This is a genomic window from Aurantimicrobium sp. INA4, assembly GCF_027924525.1.
Taxonomy (GTDB): Bacteria; Actinomycetota; Actinomycetes; order Actinomycetales; family Microbacteriaceae; genus Aurantimicrobium.
Window position 1 is genome coordinate 1,205,257 of record NZ_AP027040.1, and the last position, 22,888, is coordinate 1,228,144.

Consider the following 22,888-nt stretch of genomic DNA (forward strand, 5'->3'; position numbering starts at 1 on the left):
TTCCTCATGACTTTCTTTGATAGAGGCCCAAGTGACAACTAATTCTATCGCCAGTGTTGACCGCTATAGATATGACGGAAGTGTTCGTCTAATGCCTTCGTTAAGGTTCACGAACTTTTCCACATCAATAATTTCTGCAAGCCTGCTGATATCAGGTGCTCGGCGTAGAACACTTCCTACCGGAGCGTCAAAGTTTTTGACTTCTCCGCTCCATCCTGCTTCTTCCATGATGATGTGAGCTAAATCAATCATGTTGATCTCGTTGGGTGAACCGATATTGACGACTTCACCGACAGCATTGTTTGCGACAGCAATGACACTCTCTATTGCGTCATCGATGTAAATGAAGCTTCTAGTGTTGTTTGCGCCATAAAGTTCAAACACGCCATTTTTACCTCGCTCAATAAAGTCAGGGATGACGTGGTGAATACCCATGTTTGGTCCATATGCATTATGGAAACGACCAACAACTGCTGGTGTGCCCAGTTCAACTGCTGCAGCAAAAACTGCTATTTCGCCATGAAGTTTAGATCCGCCGTATGACCAGCGAACTTCTTTAGGATCTTGAATTCCCAGAGGAACATCCTCCTTGGTGGGCACTTCCCAACCAAACTTAGTTATGGAACTTGCATATGCTTCGGAAGATCCTGCATAGAAGAAGAACTCAAGTGGGTCACGACCGTAACGTTCTAACAGTGTGATTGTTGGAATGGTTGAATGACGTACTACTTTCCAGGGATCGCTGTAAAACTTTTGCGTACCGTTGAGTGCAGCCATGTGATAGACACCGTCAACACGTGGAAGCGAGGAAACAAATTCTTCGTTTGTCAGATCACCGCGTATGACTTCAATTCCGTCTATAGCTTCTAATTCCACCATCCGCGATTGTGATCCAACCTGCAGTTCAACATCCACCGCGACAACAGAATGTCCTTGTTTTGCAAGCTTTTTTGCAAGGTAAAACCCTAGAAAACCACCAGAACCTGATACTAAATACTTAGACAAGTGAGTCCTTAACGTCGATAATTTTTCGCCCCAGAGGAATGAGACGATTTCCTAATGATGTGATGCGTTCAGCATCGAGCTGATTCCACAAATCAACAAATACACGCCCTGAGTGTTCAGTGCGATCAATTACTGAATAGAAATCTTCACTTGAGAAAAAACGATGATTTGTCTGAATTAACACCACATCGGAATTCAAACATTCCTCGAGCTCGTCGAAAAGAATTCCCATTTTCTGAGCGTCTGTCACAGAAACCAATGGGTCCCAGCCAGACACATCAGTGACAGAGTATTTCGATTTCATTGCTTGAGCGAAGTCACCAGCTAATGACCCACGTGTGTCGGATGTTGCTGGTCTGCCCTTGAAAGCCAACCCAAGAATCGACACTTTGGGTGTGTGGGAGTTCATATCTGGGAGTAATGAATTTACAACATGAGAAACAATGAATTCATTAGTTTTACGCCCCTGCATTGCTAGCGGAACTTCAACACCAAGTACATCCGCAGAATTGGAAAGTATGTACGCATCCTTTTCCAAACACGGACCAGCTACTGGCCCAGGTAGAGCCACATTCATTCGGTCATAACCGTAATTACATGCACGCACTACGTCGTAAACATCTACACCGGACTGATCTGCAAAGTAGGCAAGTTCATTAGCGAACGCAAAAGAAACGTCGCGGAAAGTGTTACTCGCAAGTTTGGCTAACTCTGCAGCCTCAGCAGAATGCACAGGAACAATTTCAACGCCCAAACGTGCAAACAATTCAGACGCCAGCTGTGTGGAATTCTCATCAATTCCACCAACTATTTGAGGCAACGAAGAAAGCTCAGCTAAGGCTTTGCCCTCGATGGTCCTTTCGGGAGCCATCGCGACAGCATATTTTTTCCCGGAATCCTTCAATATTGGTTCAGCGATAGTGCGTGTAGTACCGACACGAACTGTGGAACGCAGAACAGTCAATGCTCCATCAGGCATAACATTAGCAACGGCAGAAACTGCAGATTTCAAGTCCTCTAAATACACACTGCCGTTCTTAACCGGAGTGCCAACAGTAATCACATAAGAATCCGCAACCGGCGTCCCATCCTCCAAGGCAAAAGGCACCAATTTCCCCCGGGAAACAACAGCCTGAATAGCCTCATCAAGACCAAATTCATGGAAAGGAGATTGCCCAGAAGCAATGAGATCAACAACATCCTGACTACGCTCTGAACCTGCAACACGCAGCCCCGCAGAAGCTAAAGCAGTAGCCAAAGTCAAGCCAACATAACCCAAACCAACAACACAGACATCAAACTTATTGTTTGGCAAATTCGTCATTGGCAATCCTCAATACACATAAACAGGAACAATCTACTCTAGAACGTCAGATAATCTACATACGCTCTGGGGCCGAAACACCCAAAAGGCCCAAGCCGTTTCGAAGAACTTGGCCCGTTGCATCATTGAGCCACAGTCGTGTTCTATGTAAATCCGTTACTTCCTCATCAGCCTGAGGAATTACCCGGCACTTGTCATACCAGCGGTGGTAGTACCCAGCTACTTCTTCGATATAGCGGGCAACACGGTGAGGTTCTCTCAATTCTGCTGCTTGAGTAACAATTCTTGGAAACTCTTGAAGCGCGCCAAGCAGCTGGGATTCTGCTTCATGGTTGAGAAGTTCAGGAGCAAAACCATCTTCTCTGCAAACTCCAAATGCTTTTGCATTACGCCCAACAGCACAGGTGCGAGCATGTGCATATTGGACATAAAAGACAGGATTGTCATTGGTCTTTTTTCCGAGGAGATCAAGGTCAATATCTAACTGGGAATCGCTCGAGCTGCGAACAAGTGCATAGCGACCAGCATCTACACCAACCGCTTCGACTAAGTCTTCTAGCGTCACGATGGTTCCAGCACGCTTACTCATGCGCATGGGCTGACCGTCACGAACCAGATTGACCATCTGGCCAATCATAATTTCAAGGTTCACGCCTGGTTCGTCACCAAAAGCAGCACACATTGCCATCATGCGGGCAACATAACCATGGTGGTCAGCACCCAACATAATGATGTTGCGATCAAAGCCGCGCTCTCGCTTATCAAGGTAGTAAGCAAGATCACCAGCGATATAGGCGGCTTGACCATCACTCTTGATAATGACGCGATCTTTGTCGTCACCAAATTCTGTGGTGCGCAGCCACGTTGCACCATCTTGTTCAAAGATATGCCCAAGTTTACGAAGACGCTCAACAGCTCGTTCTACAGCTCGGGACTCGTGCAGAGAGTCCTCGTGGAAGTACACATCAAAGTCCACGCCAAACTCGTGCAAGCTGGCTTTGATTTCGCCGAACATGAGTTCAACACCGATAGAACGGAAAACTTCCTGCATTTCTTCACGAGGAAGAACAGTCAGGTCGTTCCCGTATGCTGCAACCACTCGGGAAGCGATGTCATGAATGTATTCACCACCGTAGCCATCCTCGGGAGCTGGTTCTCCGAGGTATGCGGCAATCAAGCTTCGAGAGAATCGGTCAATCTGTGCACCATGATCATTGAAGTAATACTCACGCGTGACTTCACCGCCTACAGCCTCAAGAACACGGGCAAGAGAGTCCCCAACTGCTGCCCAACGAGTCCCACCCATATGTATGGGACCTGTTGGGTTAGCGGAGACAAACTCAAGATTGAGTTTGACGTCTTTGTAAAGCGAACCCTGGCCGTATCCTGGGCCTTGTTCAACAATTGTCTTGACCAACGCACCAGCAGATGCAGCGCTGAGACGTATATTGATGAAACCAGGACCCGCCACTTCAGCAGATTCAATACCCTGAACATTCAAGAGTTTCTGGGCCAGTATTTCTGCAAGTTCGCGGGGATTAACTCCCCAAGGCTTTGCTAATTTGAGGGAAACGCTAGATGCCCAATCACCGTGTTCACGATTTTTTGGGCGTTCAATAGTCACAAATGAAGCATCAATGCCATCACAATCAAAATCATTTGACTGTGCATACTGCTTAATTCGTTCCAAAATTTCAAGTTGTAAATCTTGCGGAGTCATATGCTGACAGTTTAGGGCTTGCGGGATACCAATAAATGACTGTTCGACGCGCCTTCAAAAATAAAAGTCTCGCAGGATTAGGTTTGATTTATGGTTATGTCCATAAATCCAAAGTTGGCAGTCTGCGGTTTGTCGGTTGTCATCATTTCATCATTCTTAACTGCTTGTGCAGCCCCTGAAACTGAACCTGTTGCGCCTGTTTCGTCTAAAGTCGCAACGACTCCAACATCTCAAAGTACTTCGCTTCCTGTTGAAGAAGGAATCGTGGGAGTGAACACAGGAATGGACTGTTCCACCCTGATAAGTAACGAGGATCTTTACAATTACAACCCAAGTTATTCTTTAGACCTCAGTTTTTCCCCACAACCCGGTTCATTAGCAAAACTTGCTACAGACTACAAAGGAATTTCCTGTACTTACATCAATCTGTCAAGTGGAGATTCATTCACGATTTCTCTTGCCAAATTTGATTCCGAATCGTTTGACGCGTTTAAGCAAAATCGAGAAGCCGAATCCTCACAAATTTCCTCAGATTCCATTCCAAGTCCCTTTGTTGGTTTGTTTGTTTCGGGATCTAGTGGTGGAACATTAGAGATCCTTGGAAATGGCTACTGGTTGAGTGCAAGTGCCCCTTGGGCGCAAACTCCAGAGGACTTACTCAAGCCGCTTGGTAATGCTCTAACAAAGTTGAACTAATCTCATGAAACTACTTTGGCTGATAACCTCAATTAGGCCCTCGTAGCTCAGGGGATAGAGCATTGGTTTCCGGTACCAAAGGTCGGAGGTTCGAATCCTCTCGAGGGCACAGTGTGACTTCAACATAAATCGCACATTATGAAATGATTACTGAAATGAAAACGAGATAGCACGGAGATTCAATGACGGTGAAAGCTCGTGATGAATATATCTCAGGTCTTACTTGGCAAGAAACAGGAATAAGACAAGGTTTTTTTTCGTTTCTTTTGAGCCCATTTCTCGAAGCATATTCGCAAAGGGGCTTGATCTGGCTACTCATTGATAAAGAGCTCCGAGCAAGATACAAAGGTTCAGCCTTAGGTATTGTTTGGAGCCTGGCGAAGCCAATTACTCAATTACTCATTTATTTTGTTGCAATTGGTGAGTTCTTAGGCGCGTCAAGATCGATTCCTGGATTTGCCATCTTTGTGCTAATCGGCCTAACCGCATGGTCTTTTTTCAGCGATGTAGCATCCCAAAGCAGCCAAGCAATTTTGGGTAACGCTGGCATTATCAAAAAAATTCATATTCCCAGGATTATCTTCCCGCTGAGTGTGGTCGGGTCAAGTTTTGTTTATTTTTTCATTCAGTTCTTAGTACTTGGAATTGCAATACTTCTTGTGCAACAACTACCTGAGTTTCCTCAATTTTGGCTCTTGTTCCCTTCGACGGCTATTTTGATTTTGTTCGGGACCGGAACCGCCTATCTGATTTCGTCAATTAATGTGTTCATCCGGGATCTCCAACATTTGGTCGATGTATCTCTTTCAATTTTGTTCTGGCTTTCCCCAATTGTTTACTCGTACAAATTTGTTGTTCAAGCCATACAAAATGATTTTTTATTGAATCTCTACTTAGCAAACCCTGTGACTATTTCGATACTGGGGTTCCAAAGAGCACTTTGGGCTCAAGGCACGAACGATTTATCCAACTTTCCTGAGCACTTGGTTTGGCGACTGTGGATCATGTGCGCTATCGGTGTTGTGTTTGTGCTGATTGGCCAGTCTGTATTTCGCAAATTTGAACGAAACTTTGCACAGGAGATTTGATCAGTGGCACACATCGTTGAACTAGAAAATGTCTCAAAAAGATTTGTCATACACAAAGAAAAATCCCTCAAAGAGCGCCTTCTCAATTTTCGCTTGTCACAAAGCCATAAAGAAGATTTTTACGCGCTGAGAGATGTCTCTTTTGATATTTCAGTTGGTGAATCTTTAGGGCTTGTAGGACACAACGGTTCCGGGAAAAGTACCCTACTCAAGGTCATTGGTGGAATTCTCTATCCCACAACTGGCGTCGTCCGCAGACGAGGAAGGATAGCTGCACTTCTCGAGCTTGGTACAGGTTTTCACCCTGACTTGACTGGTAGACAAAACATTTATCTCAATGGGTCTCTCATGGGTCTTTCTCGATTAGAAATTGAGAAGCACCTTGAATCCATCATTGATTTTTCTGGAATAGAAGAATTTATTGATACTCCTGTTAAGTTTTATTCCTCTGGAATGTACGTGAGACTTGCATTCAGTGTTGCCGTCCATTCCGACCCAGATCTGCTCATTATTGATGAAGTGCTTGCTGTCGGAGATCAACCATTTCAAGAAAAATGTTTTGAAAGAATGCGAGAGTTCCAAAAACAAGGGAGAACAATCGTCCTTGTTAGTCATTCTTCGGAACAGATCAAGAGTTTTTGTGACAGGGTTGCACTTCTTCATCATGGTGAACTCAAATTTGTTGGAAAAACTCGCCAGGGTCTCAAAATGCTAGATGAGTTATATGCAGCAGAACAGCGATAAATCCATAGCTCCCCACACTAATTCTTCTCAAAGGTTTACAACTTTGAGCAAATATAAAGTCTTCGTAGGGATTGTCGGATTATTTCTCGCTCTGGCAGCATGGTCTGTCGCTTCACCAGTGGGCTCGAGTCCTGATGATGATTTTCACCTTGCGAGCATTTGGTGTGGAGACGGCATTCGGAACGGATTATGTGAACCTGGCTCAAGTGAAAACTCAAGAATGGTGCCCTTGGCCCTTGCGCATTCAATCTGTTACGCCTACAGCCCAGAATCCAATGCGACCTGCCAAGATAACAATCTTGCGATAAATCCTGAACTGCTTTATGAGACAGAAAGACTCAACACCACAGGGTTATACCCCCCACTCTTTTATGCAACCTTGGGACTTTTGGCTTCAGATCATCTTCAGGTATCTGTAGTCATGATGAGGTTGGTAAATGCAGCCATATTCACAATTCTCTTTTCACTGACATTTATAGTGGTGTCGAGAAAATTTAGGTCTCCGCTCCTTCTGACATACGCCTGTACTTTAGTTCCTCTTGGCTTTTTTCTTATTCCAAGTACTAACCCAAGTTCATGGGCCGTCATCAGCATAGGTATGTTTTTCTTTCTCCTTGCTTCTTTGGCACAAGAAGTGTCCTCAAAACGTGCAATAGCTACAGTTGTACTTTCTGTGATTTGCTTCACTATGTTGGTCGGCTCCCGCGGAGACGGCGCAATATTCGCTGCAATTGCTGTCCTTAGCAGTTTGGTTCTTTATCCGCCATTGAGGAAGTTCAGGATTCCTACTCTTGGGCTTTTTGTGTTCTTCTTTACTGCAGCAGTATTCATTTTCCTTTCAACTGGCCAAGCATCGGTTACGACCGAGGGTCTCAGCGATCAAACTGCCTCAGCAACAAAGCATTCAGGCTTCAACCTTTTGTTATTCAACATCCTCAATATGCCCTCCCTGATAACCGGGGTTTTTGGAAGTTGGGGATTGGGATGGTTAGACACCGTGATGCCACCCATGGTTTGGGGAATTGGGCTAATTATTTCTTGCATCGTTATTTTCCAAGGAATGACAACAACAAATAAACGAAAGAATCTGGCCTCTCTAGCTGTTTTGGCTCTGCTATTTGCCATCCCGTTGTATGTCTTACAGAAATCAAATGCAGCGGTGGGTGCCTACGTGCAACCAAGATACATTTACCCACTTGTCATTCTGCTCGTTGCCATTTCTCTTGTCCCACTGACAAAATCAACCGCTTTTTCCATCAATTTCGCACAAAAAATAATCATCTTTTTTGGCTTGGCGCTAGCTTTTAGCATTTCCCTTCATCTGAACATGGACAGATATATCAGTGGAATTTCTAACCCATCCTGGGACTTACAAACCGCTGATGGCTGGTGGTGGAATGTCCCAATTTCTGCATTTAGTGTTTGGCTAGTGGGCTCTATTTGTTCGCTGGTGTTTTTCTGGATTGCTGCCTCAGAATTTCAGCGAAATGTGTCTCAATCGGACAAGGTACATAAGCGCAAAATTACGCAGACTGGAGAAAATCTCGAAGCATCTCAACAACAGGCCTAGCAGAAAAGTCTCTGTAATTCCCATTTTCTGCCTGTTTCCAAATTTGAGGAAAACGAAACAGTCTCTGCTTTGGATATGACTTTCGACTGATGTTGAACTGAATTGCACGTCGAAGTTTTTCAACGTGATCATTCTTGAAATCTTTATGCTGAGCCAATATTTCGACTTCACTCAGCCTGTCAATGAGTTGTTCGTACCTTCCTCTTCGCGACGCGAAAAAGAATGCAAGCAAACCGCGTATCGACCTTTTTTGAAGCCCAACAGAATTATCGTCATGCAATCTGTAGCTAATCAACTCATCCTGAACTACAAAATAACCATTTTTTGCGGCGGCAATTATTGCAAGCCATTCATCATGCAGCCAATGCTGTGAAAAAGGAATTGAATCAGAGAGCAACTCACGTCGAATTACAGCGGTGGCACCAGTAACCAAATTCCTTTGGAGCAAAAGATCAAACGCTACTCCTGAATTTGCTTCATTCTGAAGCAAATGAGAATACTTCAATTTCTCGAAAAGAGTTTGGGGAAGTTTATGTCCATGTTTATCAATTAACTCAGCATCGCCGTGAAGAAGAAGTACTTCTGGATTGTTTTCCAACATAAATACTGATTGAGAAATTCTGTCCTCATGCCATACATCATCTTGGTCGGACAAGAAAATAATGCCACCCTGAGTTGCCTGTAATGTTCGTTCAAAATTAGTAACAATATGTGCAGCACCAGAAGGCGGGAGTATAGATGTCTTTATACCTAATTCTTCGAAATGGACCTTGTACTCTGTCAGCAGAGACAGAGTATTGTCTGTAGATCCATCATCACCGAAGATGATTTCATCTGGCAAAAGTGTCTGTCTCTTGATGCTCTCTAATTGAGCAGTAAGAAACTTCTCACCGTTATATGTGCATAACGCTACTGAAATCATTTTGTCTTTTGAACAAGATTTTTATAAATTTTCGCTGTTTCTTCCGCTACAAAATCCCATGTGAATTCTTTGGCTCTTGCGGGTCCATCGCGTTTTATTCTGTTCACCCAATCAATCGAAGTTGCTTTCTCGACGCTATCAATCAGGGATTGCACATCTCCAGGTTCACAATAAATAGCGAGATCACCGCCAACTTCCCTACTGCAGGATGCATCTGCGAGAACTACAGGCGTTCCACTCGCTAGGGATTCCAGGGTTGGCAGACCAAAGCCCTCATAAACCGATGGGAATACAAAACACTTTGCTCGCCGATAAAACTCTGGCATTTGTTCATCAGAGGGGTTGAAATGAAATACTCGTTCCACGAATGGAGAAGTTTGTACCATCTTTCTTTCTTCATCCGAATAGCGTCCGCCTCCAATGACGACAAAACAAAGTTCGGAATCGTTTTTCGCCATTTTCTCGAAAGCCAAAAAAGCAGTTTTGAAGTGCTTGTATCCTCTTCGGACTCCGACAAATAGAAGATATTTTTCTGGCAAATCAGGCATCTCAACCTCAGGATGTGGTGAGAGAAATTGTTCGCCAACTCCAAAAGGAACAACCATAGTTTTGGACCTGAGGTTGTCACCATAAAACTTCAACATGTCATTTGTTGTAGATTCTGAAATCGAAATGAGAACATCACATCTTTCAGCAAACTTCTTTTTAGCAAAATGCGGATTCCCCGTAGGAAAATATTCAGGATAAACCTCAGGAATCATGTCGTAAATTGTGACGACACTGGGCTTGTGGCCAAGACCTAAATATGCTCCATTCGTGAATGTATGGTGAATGACATCAACGGTTTCAATGAGAGGACCTTTGTACCTTGGGTTTCCGGTTAGACGCCACAAATATCCTCGAAGCCTGCTTTTGAGATTTGAGTCTTGTTTAGCTCGAGGCACTAGTCCGGACTCAGCTAAGTGAGAGTTTCGCGTTTCTTCGCAAAGCAAAATTGGTTCAACACCGTACTTTGGGAGCCTTTGAATGATCTCCACAAAATACTTGGAGATACCGCCACGAGATTGAGCTATAAATATTTGGTCGTCAAAACCTACGCGTATCAATTCTTTAGGCTTTCTCTGCGATATCCGTAAACAGGACTTGTGAATAGTGATGTCAAAAGGCATTTGACCCGTAGCGATAAGTTTAACCTGTGCGTCTTCAAATCTTTATGCCTTTCTACGGTAATCCTGAACACTTCAGGCTGGCAGTAGAAAGCGTAATTGCGCAAACAGACTCCGAATGGACGCTAACCATCCTGGATGATTGCTATCCAGATCCGGAACCAGGCAAATGGGTCGTAAGCCTCAATGATTCTCGTATTTCATATAAGCGAAACTCAACAAACCTTCTTCCCAGCAAGAATTACAACCAAGCAATAGACATCTCGTCTTCTGAGTTCATAATGCTGATGGGATGCGATGATTTACTTTTGCCTAACTTTGTTGAGCGATCCAAACAATTGATTGAAGAAGCATCCCCGGACGTTGCTGTCATTCAACCGGGTGTTGTGGTGATTGATGAAAACGGGCATCAACACAATGGTTTAGCAGACCGAGTGAAGAGAAAAATTGGTCCATGGCCTATTTCTGGTCACAGAATGGTTTCAGGAGAACAAGCTCACGTAGGACTGCTCAAAGGAAACTGGACGTATTTCCCCTCTATTCTTTGGCGAGTTTCTTCCTTTGGATCCATGAGGTTTCGTACTGACCTCAACATTGTTCAAGACCTGTCAATGATTCTGAACTTGGTCGAATCAAATAAAGCCATTCTGGTCGATAGCGAAATCTCGTTTTGCTACAGGAGGCATAAGCAAAGTCTTTCCGGTGCTACTGGGATAGATGGATCCAAATTTGTTCAAGAGTCAATACTCTTCAGTGAAGCTCAAAACAGAGCATTACAAAGAGGGTGGAAAAAGTCTGCAAGGGCAGCCAAATGGCACTTGCTGTCTAGATTCAACGCACTTGGGGAGTTACCAGGCGCATTGCTAACTCGAAACACCAAAGGGGCTCGAAATCTTCTCAGGCATATATTTATGTCTTAAGCAACAACTGTCAGTACTCTTGTAAAGTGCCGAGAAACCCAAAGACCTTAGTTATCATTCCTGCTTGGAATGAATCGGCATCAGTTGGCAAAGTTATTGAGAAAATTCTCCAATTAACGCATGAATACGACGTACTTGTAGTTAATGACGGTTCAAGTGACAACACTGAGGAAGTCGCACTTAACGCTGGAGCAAATGTGGCGACATTGCCCTTTAACTTAGGCGTCGGCGGTGCAATGAGAACAGGGTTTGTCTATGCAGTTGAAAACAATTATGAGGCCGCTGTACAGGTTGATGCTGACGGGCAACATGACCCAGTAAACATCCCAGAACTCTTGTCTGCTTTAGAATTCAGCGACATCGTGATTGGGGCTCGATTTGCAGGAAAAGGCGATTACCAAGTTTCTGGCCCAAGGAAATGGGTCATGCAAATTTTGGCTGCAAATATTTCTCGTATCGCGGGAAGTAAACTAACTGATACAACATCAGGATTCAAGGCTTTAGGCCCCCGAGCAATCAAATTGTTCAGCAAAAATTACCCTGCGGAGTATTTGGGCGACACAATTGAAGCACTCGTGGTCGCGGCACAATCAGGGCTCAAGATAAGCCAAATTCCTGTATCAATGCATGCGCGGCAGGCTGGTGTCGCATCCGCAAATCCAGTGAAATCTGCCATTTATTTATTTAGGGCATTAGTAGCGTTACTTTTCGCGATGAGTAGAAAACCTCATCCCATTGTCGATGCATCGGCAGGAGATCAAAAGTGAGTTATGTTTTTGGGATATCCTCCGCTTTACTCGTGATTATTGCCGTTGTTGTTCTTCTTCGAAGGAATTCTTTGAGGGAAAGACACGCAATTTGGTGGATGATCGCCGGATTTCTCGCACTAGTGGCAGGAATTTTCCCGAAGACCCTCGATTGGCTATCTGAACTTTTGGGAATAACTGTTCCCATAAACCTTGTGTTCTTTACAAGCATTGCAATTTTGTTTTTCGTCAGCCTTCAAAACAGTTCAGAACTAACAAAGCTTGAAGAAAAAACAAGAAAACTTGCAGAAAGAATCGCGATTATTGAAATGAAAAAACCGGAACGTAAAGAATAAGTTCTCGCGTTTAAGCCTCAATCAATTTATTGATTGACCTTGTTTTTTCTTTTTGTAATCCCTGGCATGGTTCCTACCAATAGCCCCACTAATGGCGGAGCAATCAATACTAGGGATAAAAGGAAACCAGGTTCTAATTCAAAGAACAAAAACGCGAGGGTAACAATTACTGTTACTAACCACATGCAGAGATAACGAAAATGAGCATCTTCGGCAAGTAGTTTTGCCCCAATAACAAAAAGTAAGGCAACAACGCCAGATGAGATTCCTACAGCTAGGTAAATGAGGCCGTTAATCTGTATTTCCTGATCAGCAACATATGAAAAGACCTGATTTCCAAAAACACTTAGAAGTGCGCCGAGAATCAGGGAAGCAATAAATACTCCCAATGAAATTAGTCGAAGCCGACTGATGAAGTCAGAGTTTTTTCTTATCTTTGCAATTAAGTAGCTCTGCAATGACATCGCAATAACGATTAATGGAGCTCTGGCAAGTGTCACAACAAAAATTATTGATGCAAGCTGCTCTTTTTGTACTTCGAAATACAACTCTCTAATGACTAGCGGGAACCCACTTATCAATAAAGACATGGCACCCGCGGCAGCCATTGTTTGGATGGAGTTGATGAAGAAGTTTCCCAATGAAACGTCAAAGGCAAAATTCTTGGAAATGTACTTCCTTGTTATTGGAAATACAAACGCTGGAACAAGAATGAAAGGCAGACATATCGCTACTTCCATAGCGATGGCATCGTAGCCAAATGTTGCCACACTTCCGACAAAGATGAGCCTGAGTAAAACATCAGAAACAATCATCAGGGCAACTACTTTGACCGCGTTGTTTGCTCCGTAAAGCAAGCCTGATATCAGCGCCACAATCGCGTATCCGGAAAGTCCACAAAATAAAATGAGGCCACTTTCCAAATTTGGAGGACCGAAATAATGATGAGGAAGTACCACTAAAGAAATAACAGCAAGAACAACAGCAATTAATCCGATGGTTGCTAAAGCAACTTGGAACGGGCGGGCTCCACGCGGGTTTTTTGAAGTTTGATCTCCCTCATTTCGACTTGAGGATCTTGTGACTTCTTGCTGGATTCCCGAAAGGAGTCCAATACCTAGATAGAGCGCGCCCCAGAAAATAGCGAATTCCACAAAAGAAGAATCAGAGACTTCTCGCTTAACCAAAATATTGAGCACATATCCAAGTACTCCCGCTAGTCCGGTTGCCGTAACTAGAAGCCCAAAATCTGAAAAAACAAAAACCCTAAACTTACTTAACAATTTTTTGCCAGACTTTTTTCAGCAAAGAGGAAAGTCCCTCTGTACGCAAAATTTCTCGTGAGTGCAGAATTGCTGGTTTGAACTTGTTGATTACTGAATTTCTTTGCAAAGGAAGCAATAGGTATCTCTTATCTTTCTTTGCCCTTGGCAAAGGAGCATTTTCAAGTGCGTTAATTAAGGGTGCAGCCACTTTGTCCCAATAAAAATCATTCTTTAGCTTTTCGATATTACTTTTAGCTTGAAAATATTCGTCGTTATCGTTGAGTAGTCCAAGTATTGAATCAGCGATTTCTTCTGGACTCTCGAAATCTGCTACTTTTCCCAAATTCAGACGCTTAATTTGGTCTGAAAAGAAGTCTCCTTCTGTTGAGACAACTGGCAATCCGGCCCAAATGTAGTCAAGCATCCTCGTGCGGAATGAGAAAGTCGTCTCGAGAGTGTCAAAATGTGTTGTTATCCCTAAGTCCGCTTCGAGTAGGTAACTGGCTCTCTCTTCATATTCGACCCAGGAATCGGTAAAGAACACACTCTTGTCCAAAATGCCTAATTGACGAGCAAGCTGTTTTGCTCTCAGTACTACGGGCATATCCGGAATATCAGAATTAGGGTGACGTCCACCCATGAAAAAGAGCTTCACTGAAGAATTCGATTGAGAAATCAAAGCAAAGGCTCTAATGAGGTTTTCAAGATCAAACCACTCATATAGTCCGCCAGACCACAGAACAACTTTGTCTTTTTCCCCAATTCCAGTGACTCGTCCCTTAATTACTTGGGAATGATGTTGGGGAAGTTCCCTGCTCAAACCAAAAGGAACAACCAAAACCCTGCTATCCAGATTTGGGTGAGCCGAATACTGAACTGAATCTATGGAAGTAATACCTGAGAGAACTCCTAGATAGAAATTTCTTTGATTTTGATTTGCGCACAAAAGTAAATCACTGCGAAAAATCAGCTCACGCTGAATTCGGGATGCTTCCGAAATTGCAAAATTAGCTAAGCTTCCGGGTTGTTTTTCTAAACGTGCCAAATTCTCAAAAACTACTGGTGCGTATGCATCTGCAACCAAGAACTTGCGGGACTTACGTAGTTTAGGAAATTCCTCAAAACCGAGAGCTTGGAAAACTATTGCATCGGCCCAATTCTCCAATTCTGAAAAATTGCGAGAATCGTTTTTGTCAACGTGTACTGAAGGAATGTTTTCGATGGCGCTACAAGTTCCAGTTGTAGCTATTTGAACATTGAATCCATGATCCTTCAATGCTTGTGCAAGGCAAACAGACCTAATTCCAGGTCCTGCCATACGTGAACCGATAGGGTCGGATGTTAGAAAAAGAACGTTCTGTATCTTCAAACTGTTCACGCTAGTCCTAAATGCGGAGTGCGAATGAGTAAATCTTCGCACCTACTTCAAGACTACGGCACGTTGACTGTCCGACAGCCAATATTTGACGCTGGTCCAGAAACGTTAGAGGCCCAGATACAAATTGTTTGTTCGCCTCTGGCTGCAGGAATCACCCCAGAAAAACCTTGGTTTTGTCCTGCGTTAAGCACAAACCCTGGAACAAGAGGATTGCTCAAACCGCGAGGAATTGAGGTCCACGAAGAGCCGATGTTGGCTGCGACATTGACACTCTGCGTTGGTTGACTTGGCCAGACTGCCCATCCACTCACGCGTATCCCGCCGCTTACAGGCGTAAATTCGGTGAGCATTGAAGACAGTGACGGTGTGGGAAGAACGGTGACAGTGCTACATCCAAGCACTACTGCCCTAGTTACACCTGCAGCCCAGACACAGGCTTCGTATGTTCCAGGTGGCATTGGCATCAGAGCGTTGTATCCCTGATTTGGCCCCGCACCAGATACTCGAGAAGGTGCGAGTGAATTTGCAACACCTGTGTCAGTTGGGAACCATTGGCTTCCTACATTGATGGCGATTCTCACCTGTGAAGTTGGTGACGAAGGCATTACTGCCCAACCATCGAAGTGGATGCCTCCTGCGCCACCAGAAATGTTGTTGAGTTCGCCAATAGTGGCGTTGGCTTCAGGAACAACCACAGATCTACACTCTAGGAATTTTGCGGGTGCATTTGGTTGTGCTGCCCAGAAACACACCTGGTGTGTTCCTGCTGGTAGCGGGATTGAACCTGAGAATCCATGTTGTGCAGAAACTCCCGGCACAGATTGTTGAATTGTTGTGCTGTTTTGGTTTGCATCAATTGGATACCATCTTGAACCAATGTTTGCAGCAACCCGCACAACAGTAGAGTCTGACGATGGCCAAACTGCCCACCCACTGAAATTGACTTGACCAGGTCCAGGCGTCACAGATTCCACTGCAGCTAGTACACCAGCGGTAGATGCGCCTACTACGACTGTCCTACATCCCAAAATAGTCGGACCCGAATTGGGATTTGTTGTCCAAATACAAATTGACTGGCTACCCGACGGTGCTGTGAGATTGACCGTGAAGCCATGTGAATTACCAACCCCGGGATATGCAGTATTTGCTGCGGGATTATTTTGGTTTGCAGAAATCGGAGTCCATGAGGAGCCAACATTTGCAGCAAGATGCACAGATGTCGACGGAGAATCAGGCCAGACTGCCCACCCTGAGATTGTTACTGAGTTTCCATTAACAGTAACCGTCTCTATTGCACCGGCAGCAGGTCTCGCCTCAGCAACCAAAACGGTTCTACAACCGACCATCGTGGCGGAACCATTGGACTTATTTGCCCAGATGCAAAATGTTTGTTGGCCAGGAGGTGCATCGAACTGTGCCGTGAATCCTTGGTTTGATCCTGCCCCAGACACTTGACCAGGGGCTGCAGAATTTGGTTGTCCACCTGTAGCTTGAATCCATCGGGAACCAATGTTTATCGCGATGTTGACACCAGTGGTTGGAGAATCTGTATTGACAGCCCAACCATTTACTTGGATTCTTCCAGCAGTGGAAGTAACAGATTCCACAGTAACAATTGGGGCAGGTGCAACTGGCACTGTGACTGACCTACAACCAGTGCTGCCCATTCCACCTGAGCCCCCAGCATTGACAAGATATAGACAAACAACATAGGTGCCAGAGTCAAATGGCAAAGTCGCGTTCACAGCATGATTTGGACCGGCACCTGGGTAGTTTGCACTCAGGTCGTTGCCGGCTGAATTAGCGATAACCTGTCTCCAAACCGTTCCGATCTGAACTGCAATTGCAACGCTTGCTGTGGGAGCATCAGGGTCTACTGCCCAACCACTGAGTTGTATCCCAGAGGAATTTGCACTAACTGAAATGTCACCCTCGGGCGTTCCCAGGGGTGCGGTGGTTGGCCCGAACCAGTCTGTGTACAGACGCCAAAAGTTTCTATTTCCATAAGCAGAACAAGCATCGCCAGTACCGTACAGATTGTTGAGAGCCGCGGCATTTGGCTGATATGGAGTGTAGTTATACAGAGCGGCTGTTGCTCTGTTTTGAATAAAGATATTAGAAGATCCACAATCCCTATTTGGGTGGAAAAGAATTGTATTTATTTGACCAGCTCTGTAGTTCCAACGCTCAGGAGCGAGGCCGTAATTTCTCATCTGCCGAGCAGCGTTATAAACCTGGTAAAAGAAACCGCCAAAACTAGGGTCGCACGGTGCTGTATCTGGACAGGCAAATCCTGTGGCGCGTGCGTACTGGCTTGCAACTGGCCATGTGTCAGTAATGAGGCTTTGTTCCTTCTGAAGAAGAACCAGAAGAACTTTGGCACTTACGCCACAGCTAGCAGCAACTCGAGAAATAATTTCAGCTGCACTCTGGAGTGGATGTGCAGTGTAACCATTACACAAGCCTGCCTCCGCGCGCATGTTAGGCACTGCCTGCAGATAGTCCTTCAGACAGGTATAGCCTGCACGGCAAACCCCAGATTTGGAGTCAATAAACCTAGCTACGTCCATAGGGGACATTGAATTGCCGTCAAAAAAGTTTTGATCGCTGATGATGTAGCCAGGATTAAACTGATTCGCCACTGCAGCTTCGGCTTTGGAGGTCGGAGAAAATGCAAGCAACAATCCTGCAAGCGTCACAACGCTTGTCAGAAGTGCAAATAATTTCTTCATCGCAATACCTTCAACCCCCAGTTTAAGGTTAATGCTACTGATGAAACAGATTACCAAGCTGTTAATCGACTGAGTGTCGAATTTACATCAATTTTGCCTTTACTCGCCTGAGCAGGTTTCTTGCCCTAACTGCGATGCGAATAAAGGGTGAAATGAGCCGAATAAACACTCTAAATGGACGCCTCAGCACCCCATCTTTGAACATGAAACCGTATGAGCCTTCAGCGCTTATTTCATGATGAAGAATTGCCAATTTTCTTAGCTCATCGATCGTTCCGGTCTGAAAAACGTATGGAGCAAGGTTCAGCTTTTCAATGACCCTTTGCTCAGATTCCCTCCACTGAGTTTCAGAGTGTTCTGTGTAGGAAGTTTCGACGCCTACCCAATTGCGATAAATAGCAGTAAGTGCATTTTGCTGATGAACCCCACAAATACTTCCCACTCGAAGAATCATGTCCCAGTCTTCGCACACGTCAAGTTCTTCGTCGAATTTATTCCCCAGAACAGAGAAAAACGCAGTTGGAAATGCCACAGACATAAATGGCGAGTGGTTTACTCTCAGATGATCGAGTTGAGAATACTCAATCGCGTAAGGAATTTCTGGCCACGAAATTGCACGAAAGCCGAAGGATTGGTCAGACCATTCTTCGATCTCAACTTTTTGCACTGCGCAAATTGTTCGGATCATTCTGCCGGGGGCAAGGAGAGCACCCTTCTTGAATTCTTCAACCCAGTGAGCAAAAACAATATCGTCATCGTCTAATGCAGCGATATAGGAACTATTTGCCAATTCAATTCCTACGTTGAGCGGTCTAGCACGCCCCCCGCCCTCAACTCTTACTTGCCGGATTCGTTCTGTAAAATCTTCAGGAAACTGGTTGATTACTTCCTCAAGTTGTTGATGAATTTCGTCAGTAACATCATGCTCCAGCAACAAAACAGCAAAATCTTGTGAAGTTTGTCCATAGAGAGACGTGAGAACATCCGAAAAAGCGTTGAGTCGTCGACCCTGTGTTCTCATCAAAATCGTTAGGAACGGTTTGTCACCTGTGACAGCCGACTTGTTCTTCACCTCAAAAATGGGGTCCAACGAAGACTCAACGGGTTCAGGAAAGTGTGCCGTCATCCCACTGAGAAACTCTTGAAATAGCGGTTGTGAAGGATCAAAAGCGATGTTTCGCATAATTCCCCTCGATAAATTGAGCAACTTCATGCTTACCATCAACTGGTGTTGGAAGTGTTCCTGATTTTTCTCGGAGTTTAAACTCATCGAGTGCTTGGCGTTGTTCAGCGGATCCCTTTGCAAACAACTTGGTCAAATGTTTGACCAAATCTTGCCTTGAGTACTTATAGGCAAGCAATAAAGCTGCTTCCGCAGAGAAATAGGCTTCTGACGAGGTGGCAAGCCACTCCCCGCCAAGTCCAAGACGTTTGTCGTGAAATACTGTCGCGCTGGGCTGGTACAAAACTTTCCAACCCCTAAGTTTCAATTGCCAACTGTAATCAACATCGTCACAATAAAGAAAGAAAGTTTTACTATCAAAACCTTGTACCTGATCAAACGCAGATTTACGTGTGAGCAGACAAGCTGTCGAGGACCAGGCAGTTTCTAAGGTCCTTGGGTCGTAGTTTTTTGGGTGTTCTAAAGGTAGTTGTCTAGCCTCGACAGAGCCCACACCTTCTTTGAGAGTTGCAGTCAGTTTTTCGATGCATGTCGGGGATACTTCAGCGTCTGGATTCAGAATAAGCAGGAGGTCATCTTCTGACTTTCCGGCTAGGACATTATGTCCTTGAGCAGATCCTAGGTTTTCTCCAAAGAAAAGGTATTCAAAACCACCGCCCGCATTTGCGGCTAATTCTTGGAGTGATTTGATATCTGACTGAGAGATCGTCTCTTCGGGTGAACAGTCACCCCAGCGAACAACCCAATTTTCAATTTCCTTTTTTTGTTTCGCTCTTTGCGCAGAATGGACTACTGCTCGAAAAGCTCGAACTAAAGCAGGAAACTCATTTTGATAAATTACTGTCTGAACAGCCAACGAAACTGGCACTTCATAACCCCTTGGCTGATAACTCATCTTGAAGCCATTGTTGAAGCTTGAGTAGCCCCTCTTCTAGGTTGTGCTGCGGCTTCCAGCCAAGAAGCTGGATCGTGGGGTCGATGTTGCAAGCTGCGTATCTAACATCACCCTCCCTAAATTGACCTGTTACGTGGGGTGGCTTAGCGTCGTAGAAGTCACTCAGCCACGTTGCCACTTGAGAAATAGTTGTGGGCACACCCGAACCAACATCACAGGTTAAGACTGCTTCCTTTTGTTGAAGTTGGGAGGCTGCAACAAGCGCAGACACGACATCATCGATCAGCACAAAATCACGAACTATATTTCCATCTTCATAAAGGGGAATTGATTTTCCATTTCTCGCCAGTTGAGAGAACAAGGAAACAATTCCCGTATAGGGATTCGACAAGGACTGACCCGGCCCGTAAACATTTTGCAATCTTAAGATTGTGATGGGCACATTGTTTGCTGCGCCCCAAGAAGAAAGCAAATGTTCTTGATCAAGTTTTGTTGAGCCATAGACACTTGTGGGGTGCGGCCATGTTTCTTGTGCTGCGGAAGGAACTGGGCTTAATTCTGAAAAGTCCCATTGCCCGGATTCAAGTTGTTGTTTAGATCTGATACCTGGGTATTCTGCTATTCCCTCAGACGTTTGCCACCGTCCTTCTCCATAGACAGCACGACTACTTGTCAAAATAACCTGTTGTGGAAAAATCTGAGCTTTCCCAAGAGCATCCATCAACCTAGTTGTACCAACAACGTTGACCAGCGCATGACGGCTTGACTCATACATTGACTGTGCTGTCCCGGTTTCAGCAGCTAGATGTATGACCAGGTCTGGGGCAAAATCGTCAAAAATGTTTTCCCAAATCTTTTCATCGACGACGTCACCAATAATCAGCTCTGCACTTTCATGCAATGCTGTTGGTCTCACTTGGTTTTCATGGACTTGTGGGTGAAGGGAGTCGAGAACGACCCACCTTTCGGCATGCATTGCTAATTGGTTTGACAGTGCGCACCCAATGAAACCTGCTCCGCCAGTTACAAGAACATTTCCTAGATTCATTACTTTTTGCCGTTTCGAATGCGCTCGTACCAGAAGCGAACACCCCGTCCAGGGCCCCAGTCCTTGAGAGAAAGTGCATGCTTTTCAAGAATGTGCCAACTTAGCCACGCACAACCCATTGTGACAATCCACGAAAGAATCACATAGGGGAAGAAACCCCATTGGTATACGCCCATGAAGGCAAGTACCTGTTGGACTAAGAAGCCATAAATGTAAACGCCATAGGAGTAATCATTCTTTTGGCCAATCCATTGAAACGATTTGGGTAGTCGAGCTGCAAGATAAAGGATGAAATACACAGCAGCGATCGTTCCCATTGTGGAGAACCCACCAAAGCGCAGTGTGGCTAGTGCGAGCAGGCCAGTGAAGATTCCTAAGCGGTCGTCAAAAACTACCTGCTTGGAATAGACGGCAAACACTGATCCCACTAAGAAGGTAAACCCTAAGGTAATCATGTATTGATCAGCCATAAATGTAGGCACTAGGGCGACCACTATGTCCCAGTTCAGAGCTGCCAATAACTGCAGAATAAAAAAGAAAATAGCAAGCATGGGCACGATTATGCGTGCCCGTGTCAGTAAGCCGAAGGCAACAAGAGCAGCAATGATTAAGTATGCGCGCCACTCATAAATCAAGGTCCACAACGAACCGTTAAATGCGCTGGCACCTACTTCTCTTCCGTATGGAGTTGTTGCCGCTAGAAGGTCATAAATGCCGTATGTTCCAATGCTCAAAGTCCAGTTTGCTGTGAAGTAGTAAACGGGTCCGTTGGGAGCAAAAGAAAAATAATCGAGAAGTTGCTGACCTCCTGCAACCCAGATCATGGGTGCAACGAGGAATGCAGTTACGAGAAGTACTAACCAATAGGCAGGAAAAATTCGAATTGTTCTACGCCACATGAATTGAACAACGTCACCTGACATCCCGCTTTTTGCAATCAGATAACCACTGACCGCAAAAAAACCTGCCACTGCAAGACTGCCGAGTGAGGCTTGTCCACGCGTAAGAGCCCAGAATGGATCTTTTCCAAACCCGCCAAGAGGAAAGGCGTGATCAACAATAACCAGGCTGGCAAGAATGAGGCGAATAATTCCTAGCGAGTTGTTGTGACCGTTAAGCGCCTGTGAGATGGATACAAAATTGGATACAGATTTCCCAGAGGCCAGGGGCGTCGACTCACTCACAGTGCACTGTAATTTTCAGTGAGCTGCTGAAGATATTGTCCATATCCACTTTTGATCAATGGTGCCGCCAATTCTTCAAGTTGGCTGGTTGTAATCCAGCCATTTCTCCAAGCTATTTCTTCAATGCATCCTATTTTGAAGCCTTGGCGATCCTCAATGACACGTACATATTCCGAAGCTTGCATCATTGATTCAAATGTTCCAGTATCCAACCAAGCTGTTCCACGATCAAGAACCTGAACACTAAGTTTGTTCATTTCAAGGTAATGAGCATTAATCGAACTAATTTCGAGCTCACCCCGGGCACTTGGCTTGATGCTGTGCGCAATGCCAATTACGTCATTGTCATAGAAGTACAAACCTGGAACAGCGTAATTACTCTTCGGGTTTTTGGGTTTTTCTTCGATAGAAACCGCTCGTAACTCTGAGTCGAACTCAACGACGCCATAGCTCGTGGGATCAGAGACATGGTAAGCAAAAATCAAACCGCCATCCACATCAGTGTTGTCTGAGAGCGAAGTTCCTAAACCAGCACCATGGAAAATGTTGTCACCTAGAACGAGTGCAACACTCTCATCTCCAATAAAATCTTCGCCGATGATAAATGCTTGGGCTAATCCGTCAGGTGAAGGCTGGACCGCATACTCAAGTGACATCCCCAGTGAAGAACCGTCACCAAGAAGTGCTTTGAACTGGTCATGATATTCGGGCGTAGTGATGACAAGAACCGCACGGATACCGGCCATCATCAAAGTTGAGAGGGGGTAGTAAACCATCGGCTTGTCATAAATGGGCATTAGTTGTTTAGAAATGCCCTTAGTAATAGGCCAAAGTCTGGTTCCAGACCCGCCGGCCAAGATAATGCCGCGCAACAACTTCCCCTAACAATGTGGATAAAACCAGTTTATCGGAACCAATCCGAGCCTGGTTTAGATATCCGATTTAA

At 44.9% G+C, this 22,888-nt stretch carries 20 protein-coding genes and 1 tRNA gene; 8 read left to right on the top strand and 13 right to left on the bottom strand.

All coding sequences use genetic code 11. The features are described 5' to 3' along the window. Nucleotides 1-63: 63 nt before the first annotated feature. From AINA4_RS05935 to argS, 3 genes are read right to left on the bottom strand one after another with little or no spacing between them, the layout of a single operon-like run. Nucleotides 64-1,005 carry an NAD-dependent epimerase/dehydratase family protein gene (locus AINA4_RS05935; RefSeq protein ID WP_281786547.1) on the bottom strand — a complete coding sequence of 314 codons (942 nt, stop codon included), beginning with the start codon at nucleotides 1,003-1,005 and terminating at the stop codon, nucleotides 64-66. Beyond that, nucleotides 998-2,329 (bottom strand): nucleotide sugar dehydrogenase, encoded by a 1,332-nt coding sequence (locus AINA4_RS05940; protein WP_281786548.1) that lies wholly within the window; start codon nucleotides 2,327-2,329, stop codon nucleotides 998-1,000. The genes AINA4_RS05935 and AINA4_RS05940 overlap by 8 nt, the downstream gene beginning before the upstream one ends. 55 nt (nucleotides 2,330-2,384) lie before the next feature. Then, nucleotides 2,385-4,049 carry an arginine--tRNA ligase gene (gene argS, locus AINA4_RS05945; protein ID WP_281786549.1) on the bottom strand — a complete coding sequence of 555 codons (1,665 nt, stop codon included), beginning with the start codon at nucleotides 4,047-4,049 and terminating at the stop codon, nucleotides 2,385-2,387. A 90-nt stretch (nucleotides 4,050-4,139) separates the two neighbouring features. Here argS and AINA4_RS05950 point away from each other — a divergent pair, with 90 nt between their 5' ends. The 5 genes from AINA4_RS05950 (at nucleotide 4,140) to AINA4_RS05970 (ending at nucleotide 8,147) form a co-directional block, all read left to right on the top strand. Continuing rightward, entirely contained in the window at nucleotides 4,140-4,745 is a 606-nt protein-coding gene (locus AINA4_RS05950; protein ID WP_281786550.1) for a hypothetical protein, read from the top strand. A 36-nt stretch (nucleotides 4,746-4,781) separates the two neighbouring features. Next, a tRNA-Arg gene (locus tag AINA4_RS05955) sits at nucleotides 4,782-4,854 on the top strand. 73 nt (nucleotides 4,855-4,927) lie between these two features. Continuing rightward, nucleotides 4,928-5,833, top strand: coding sequence for an ABC transporter permease (locus AINA4_RS05960; protein WP_114129324.1), 906 nt, complete (start codon nucleotides 4,928-4,930; stop codon nucleotides 5,831-5,833). A gap of 3 nt (nucleotides 5,834-5,836) precedes the next feature. Beyond that, the gene (locus AINA4_RS05965) at nucleotides 5,837-6,577 is read left to right on the top strand and encodes an ABC transporter ATP-binding protein (RefSeq protein ID WP_114129323.1); all 741 of its coding nucleotides are present in this window, start codon (nucleotides 5,837-5,839) and stop codon (nucleotides 6,575-6,577) included. Then, complete coding sequence (locus AINA4_RS05970) at nucleotides 6,558-8,147, top strand: DUF2142 domain-containing protein (RefSeq protein WP_281786551.1); 1,590 nt, start codon at nucleotides 6,558-6,560, stop codon at nucleotides 8,145-8,147. The genes AINA4_RS05965 and AINA4_RS05970 overlap by 20 nt, the downstream gene beginning before the upstream one ends. Here AINA4_RS05970 and AINA4_RS05975 read toward each other — a convergent pair. Further along, the gene (locus AINA4_RS05975; RefSeq protein WP_281786552.1) at nucleotides 8,101-9,069 is read right to left on the bottom strand and encodes a glycosyltransferase; all 969 of its coding nucleotides are present in this window, start codon (nucleotides 9,067-9,069) and stop codon (nucleotides 8,101-8,103) included. The genes AINA4_RS05970 and AINA4_RS05975 overlap by 47 nt on opposite strands. Further along, nucleotides 9,066-10,238: a glycosyltransferase family 1 protein gene (locus tag AINA4_RS05980; RefSeq protein ID WP_281786553.1), complete on the bottom strand. Its 1,173-nt coding sequence runs from the start codon at nucleotides 10,236-10,238 to the stop codon at nucleotides 9,066-9,068. Before AINA4_RS05980 ends, AINA4_RS05975 begins: the two co-directional genes overlap by 4 nt. Nucleotides 10,239-10,264: 26 nt before the next feature. Between AINA4_RS05980 and AINA4_RS05985 the strand changes: the two genes are divergently transcribed. The 3 genes from AINA4_RS05985 to AINA4_RS05995 are packed head-to-tail and all read left to right on the top strand — an operon-like array spanning nucleotide 10,265 to nucleotide 12,257. Then, a complete protein-coding gene (locus AINA4_RS05985) occupies nucleotides 10,265-11,155 on the top strand; it encodes a glycosyltransferase (protein ID WP_281786554.1) in 891 nt (296 codons plus the stop codon). 26 nt (nucleotides 11,156-11,181) lie between these two features. Further along, entirely contained in the window at nucleotides 11,182-11,922 is a 741-nt protein-coding gene (locus AINA4_RS05990) for a glycosyltransferase family 2 protein (protein WP_281786555.1), read from the top strand. Further along, the gene (locus AINA4_RS05995) at nucleotides 11,919-12,257 is read left to right on the top strand and encodes a DUF2304 domain-containing protein (protein WP_114129317.1); all 339 of its coding nucleotides are present in this window, start codon (nucleotides 11,919-11,921) and stop codon (nucleotides 12,255-12,257) included. The genes AINA4_RS05990 and AINA4_RS05995 overlap by 4 nt, the downstream gene beginning before the upstream one ends. Nucleotides 12,258-12,283: 26 nt before the next feature. Here AINA4_RS05995 and AINA4_RS06000 read toward each other — a convergent pair whose 3' ends face one another. From AINA4_RS06000 to rfbA, 8 genes are all read right to left on the bottom strand, one after another. Beyond that, nucleotides 12,284-13,456: a hypothetical protein gene (locus AINA4_RS06000; protein WP_281786556.1), complete on the bottom strand. Its 1,173-nt coding sequence runs from the start codon at nucleotides 13,454-13,456 to the stop codon at nucleotides 12,284-12,286. Between the two features lie 73 nt (nucleotides 13,457-13,529). Next, nucleotides 13,530-14,840 (bottom strand): glycosyltransferase family 4 protein, encoded by a 1,311-nt coding sequence (locus tag AINA4_RS06005; RefSeq protein ID WP_281786557.1) that lies wholly within the window; start codon nucleotides 14,838-14,840, stop codon nucleotides 13,530-13,532. A 113-nt stretch (nucleotides 14,841-14,953) separates the two neighbouring features. Continuing rightward, entirely contained in the window at nucleotides 14,954-17,632 is a 2,679-nt protein-coding gene (locus AINA4_RS06010; RefSeq protein ID WP_281786558.1) for a hypothetical protein, read from the bottom strand. 82 nt (nucleotides 17,633-17,714) lie between these two features. After that, nucleotides 17,715-18,815, bottom strand: coding sequence for a glycosyltransferase family A protein (locus tag AINA4_RS06015; protein WP_281786559.1), 1,101 nt, complete (start codon nucleotides 18,813-18,815; stop codon nucleotides 17,715-17,717). Further along, the gene (locus AINA4_RS06020) at nucleotides 18,796-19,710 is read right to left on the bottom strand and encodes a glycosyltransferase family 2 protein (protein WP_281786560.1); all 915 of its coding nucleotides are present in this window, start codon (nucleotides 19,708-19,710) and stop codon (nucleotides 18,796-18,798) included. Before AINA4_RS06020 ends, AINA4_RS06015 begins: the two co-directional genes overlap by 20 nt. Beyond that, on the bottom strand, nucleotides 19,685-20,758 hold the full coding sequence (locus AINA4_RS06025) for an NAD-dependent epimerase/dehydratase family protein (protein WP_281786561.1): 1,074 nt from the start codon (nucleotides 20,756-20,758) through the stop codon (nucleotides 19,685-19,687). The genes AINA4_RS06020 and AINA4_RS06025 overlap by 26 nt, the downstream gene beginning before the upstream one ends. Further along, nucleotides 20,758-21,942 carry an acyltransferase gene (locus AINA4_RS06030; RefSeq protein WP_281786562.1) on the bottom strand — a complete coding sequence of 395 codons (1,185 nt, stop codon included), beginning with the start codon at nucleotides 21,940-21,942 and terminating at the stop codon, nucleotides 20,758-20,760. The genes AINA4_RS06025 and AINA4_RS06030 overlap by 1 nt, the downstream gene beginning before the upstream one ends. Beyond that, entirely contained in the window at nucleotides 21,939-22,814 is an 876-nt protein-coding gene (rfbA, locus tag AINA4_RS06035) for a glucose-1-phosphate thymidylyltransferase RfbA (protein WP_281786563.1), read from the bottom strand. Before rfbA ends, AINA4_RS06030 begins: the two co-directional genes overlap by 4 nt. Nucleotides 22,815-22,888 lie beyond the last annotated feature (74 nt).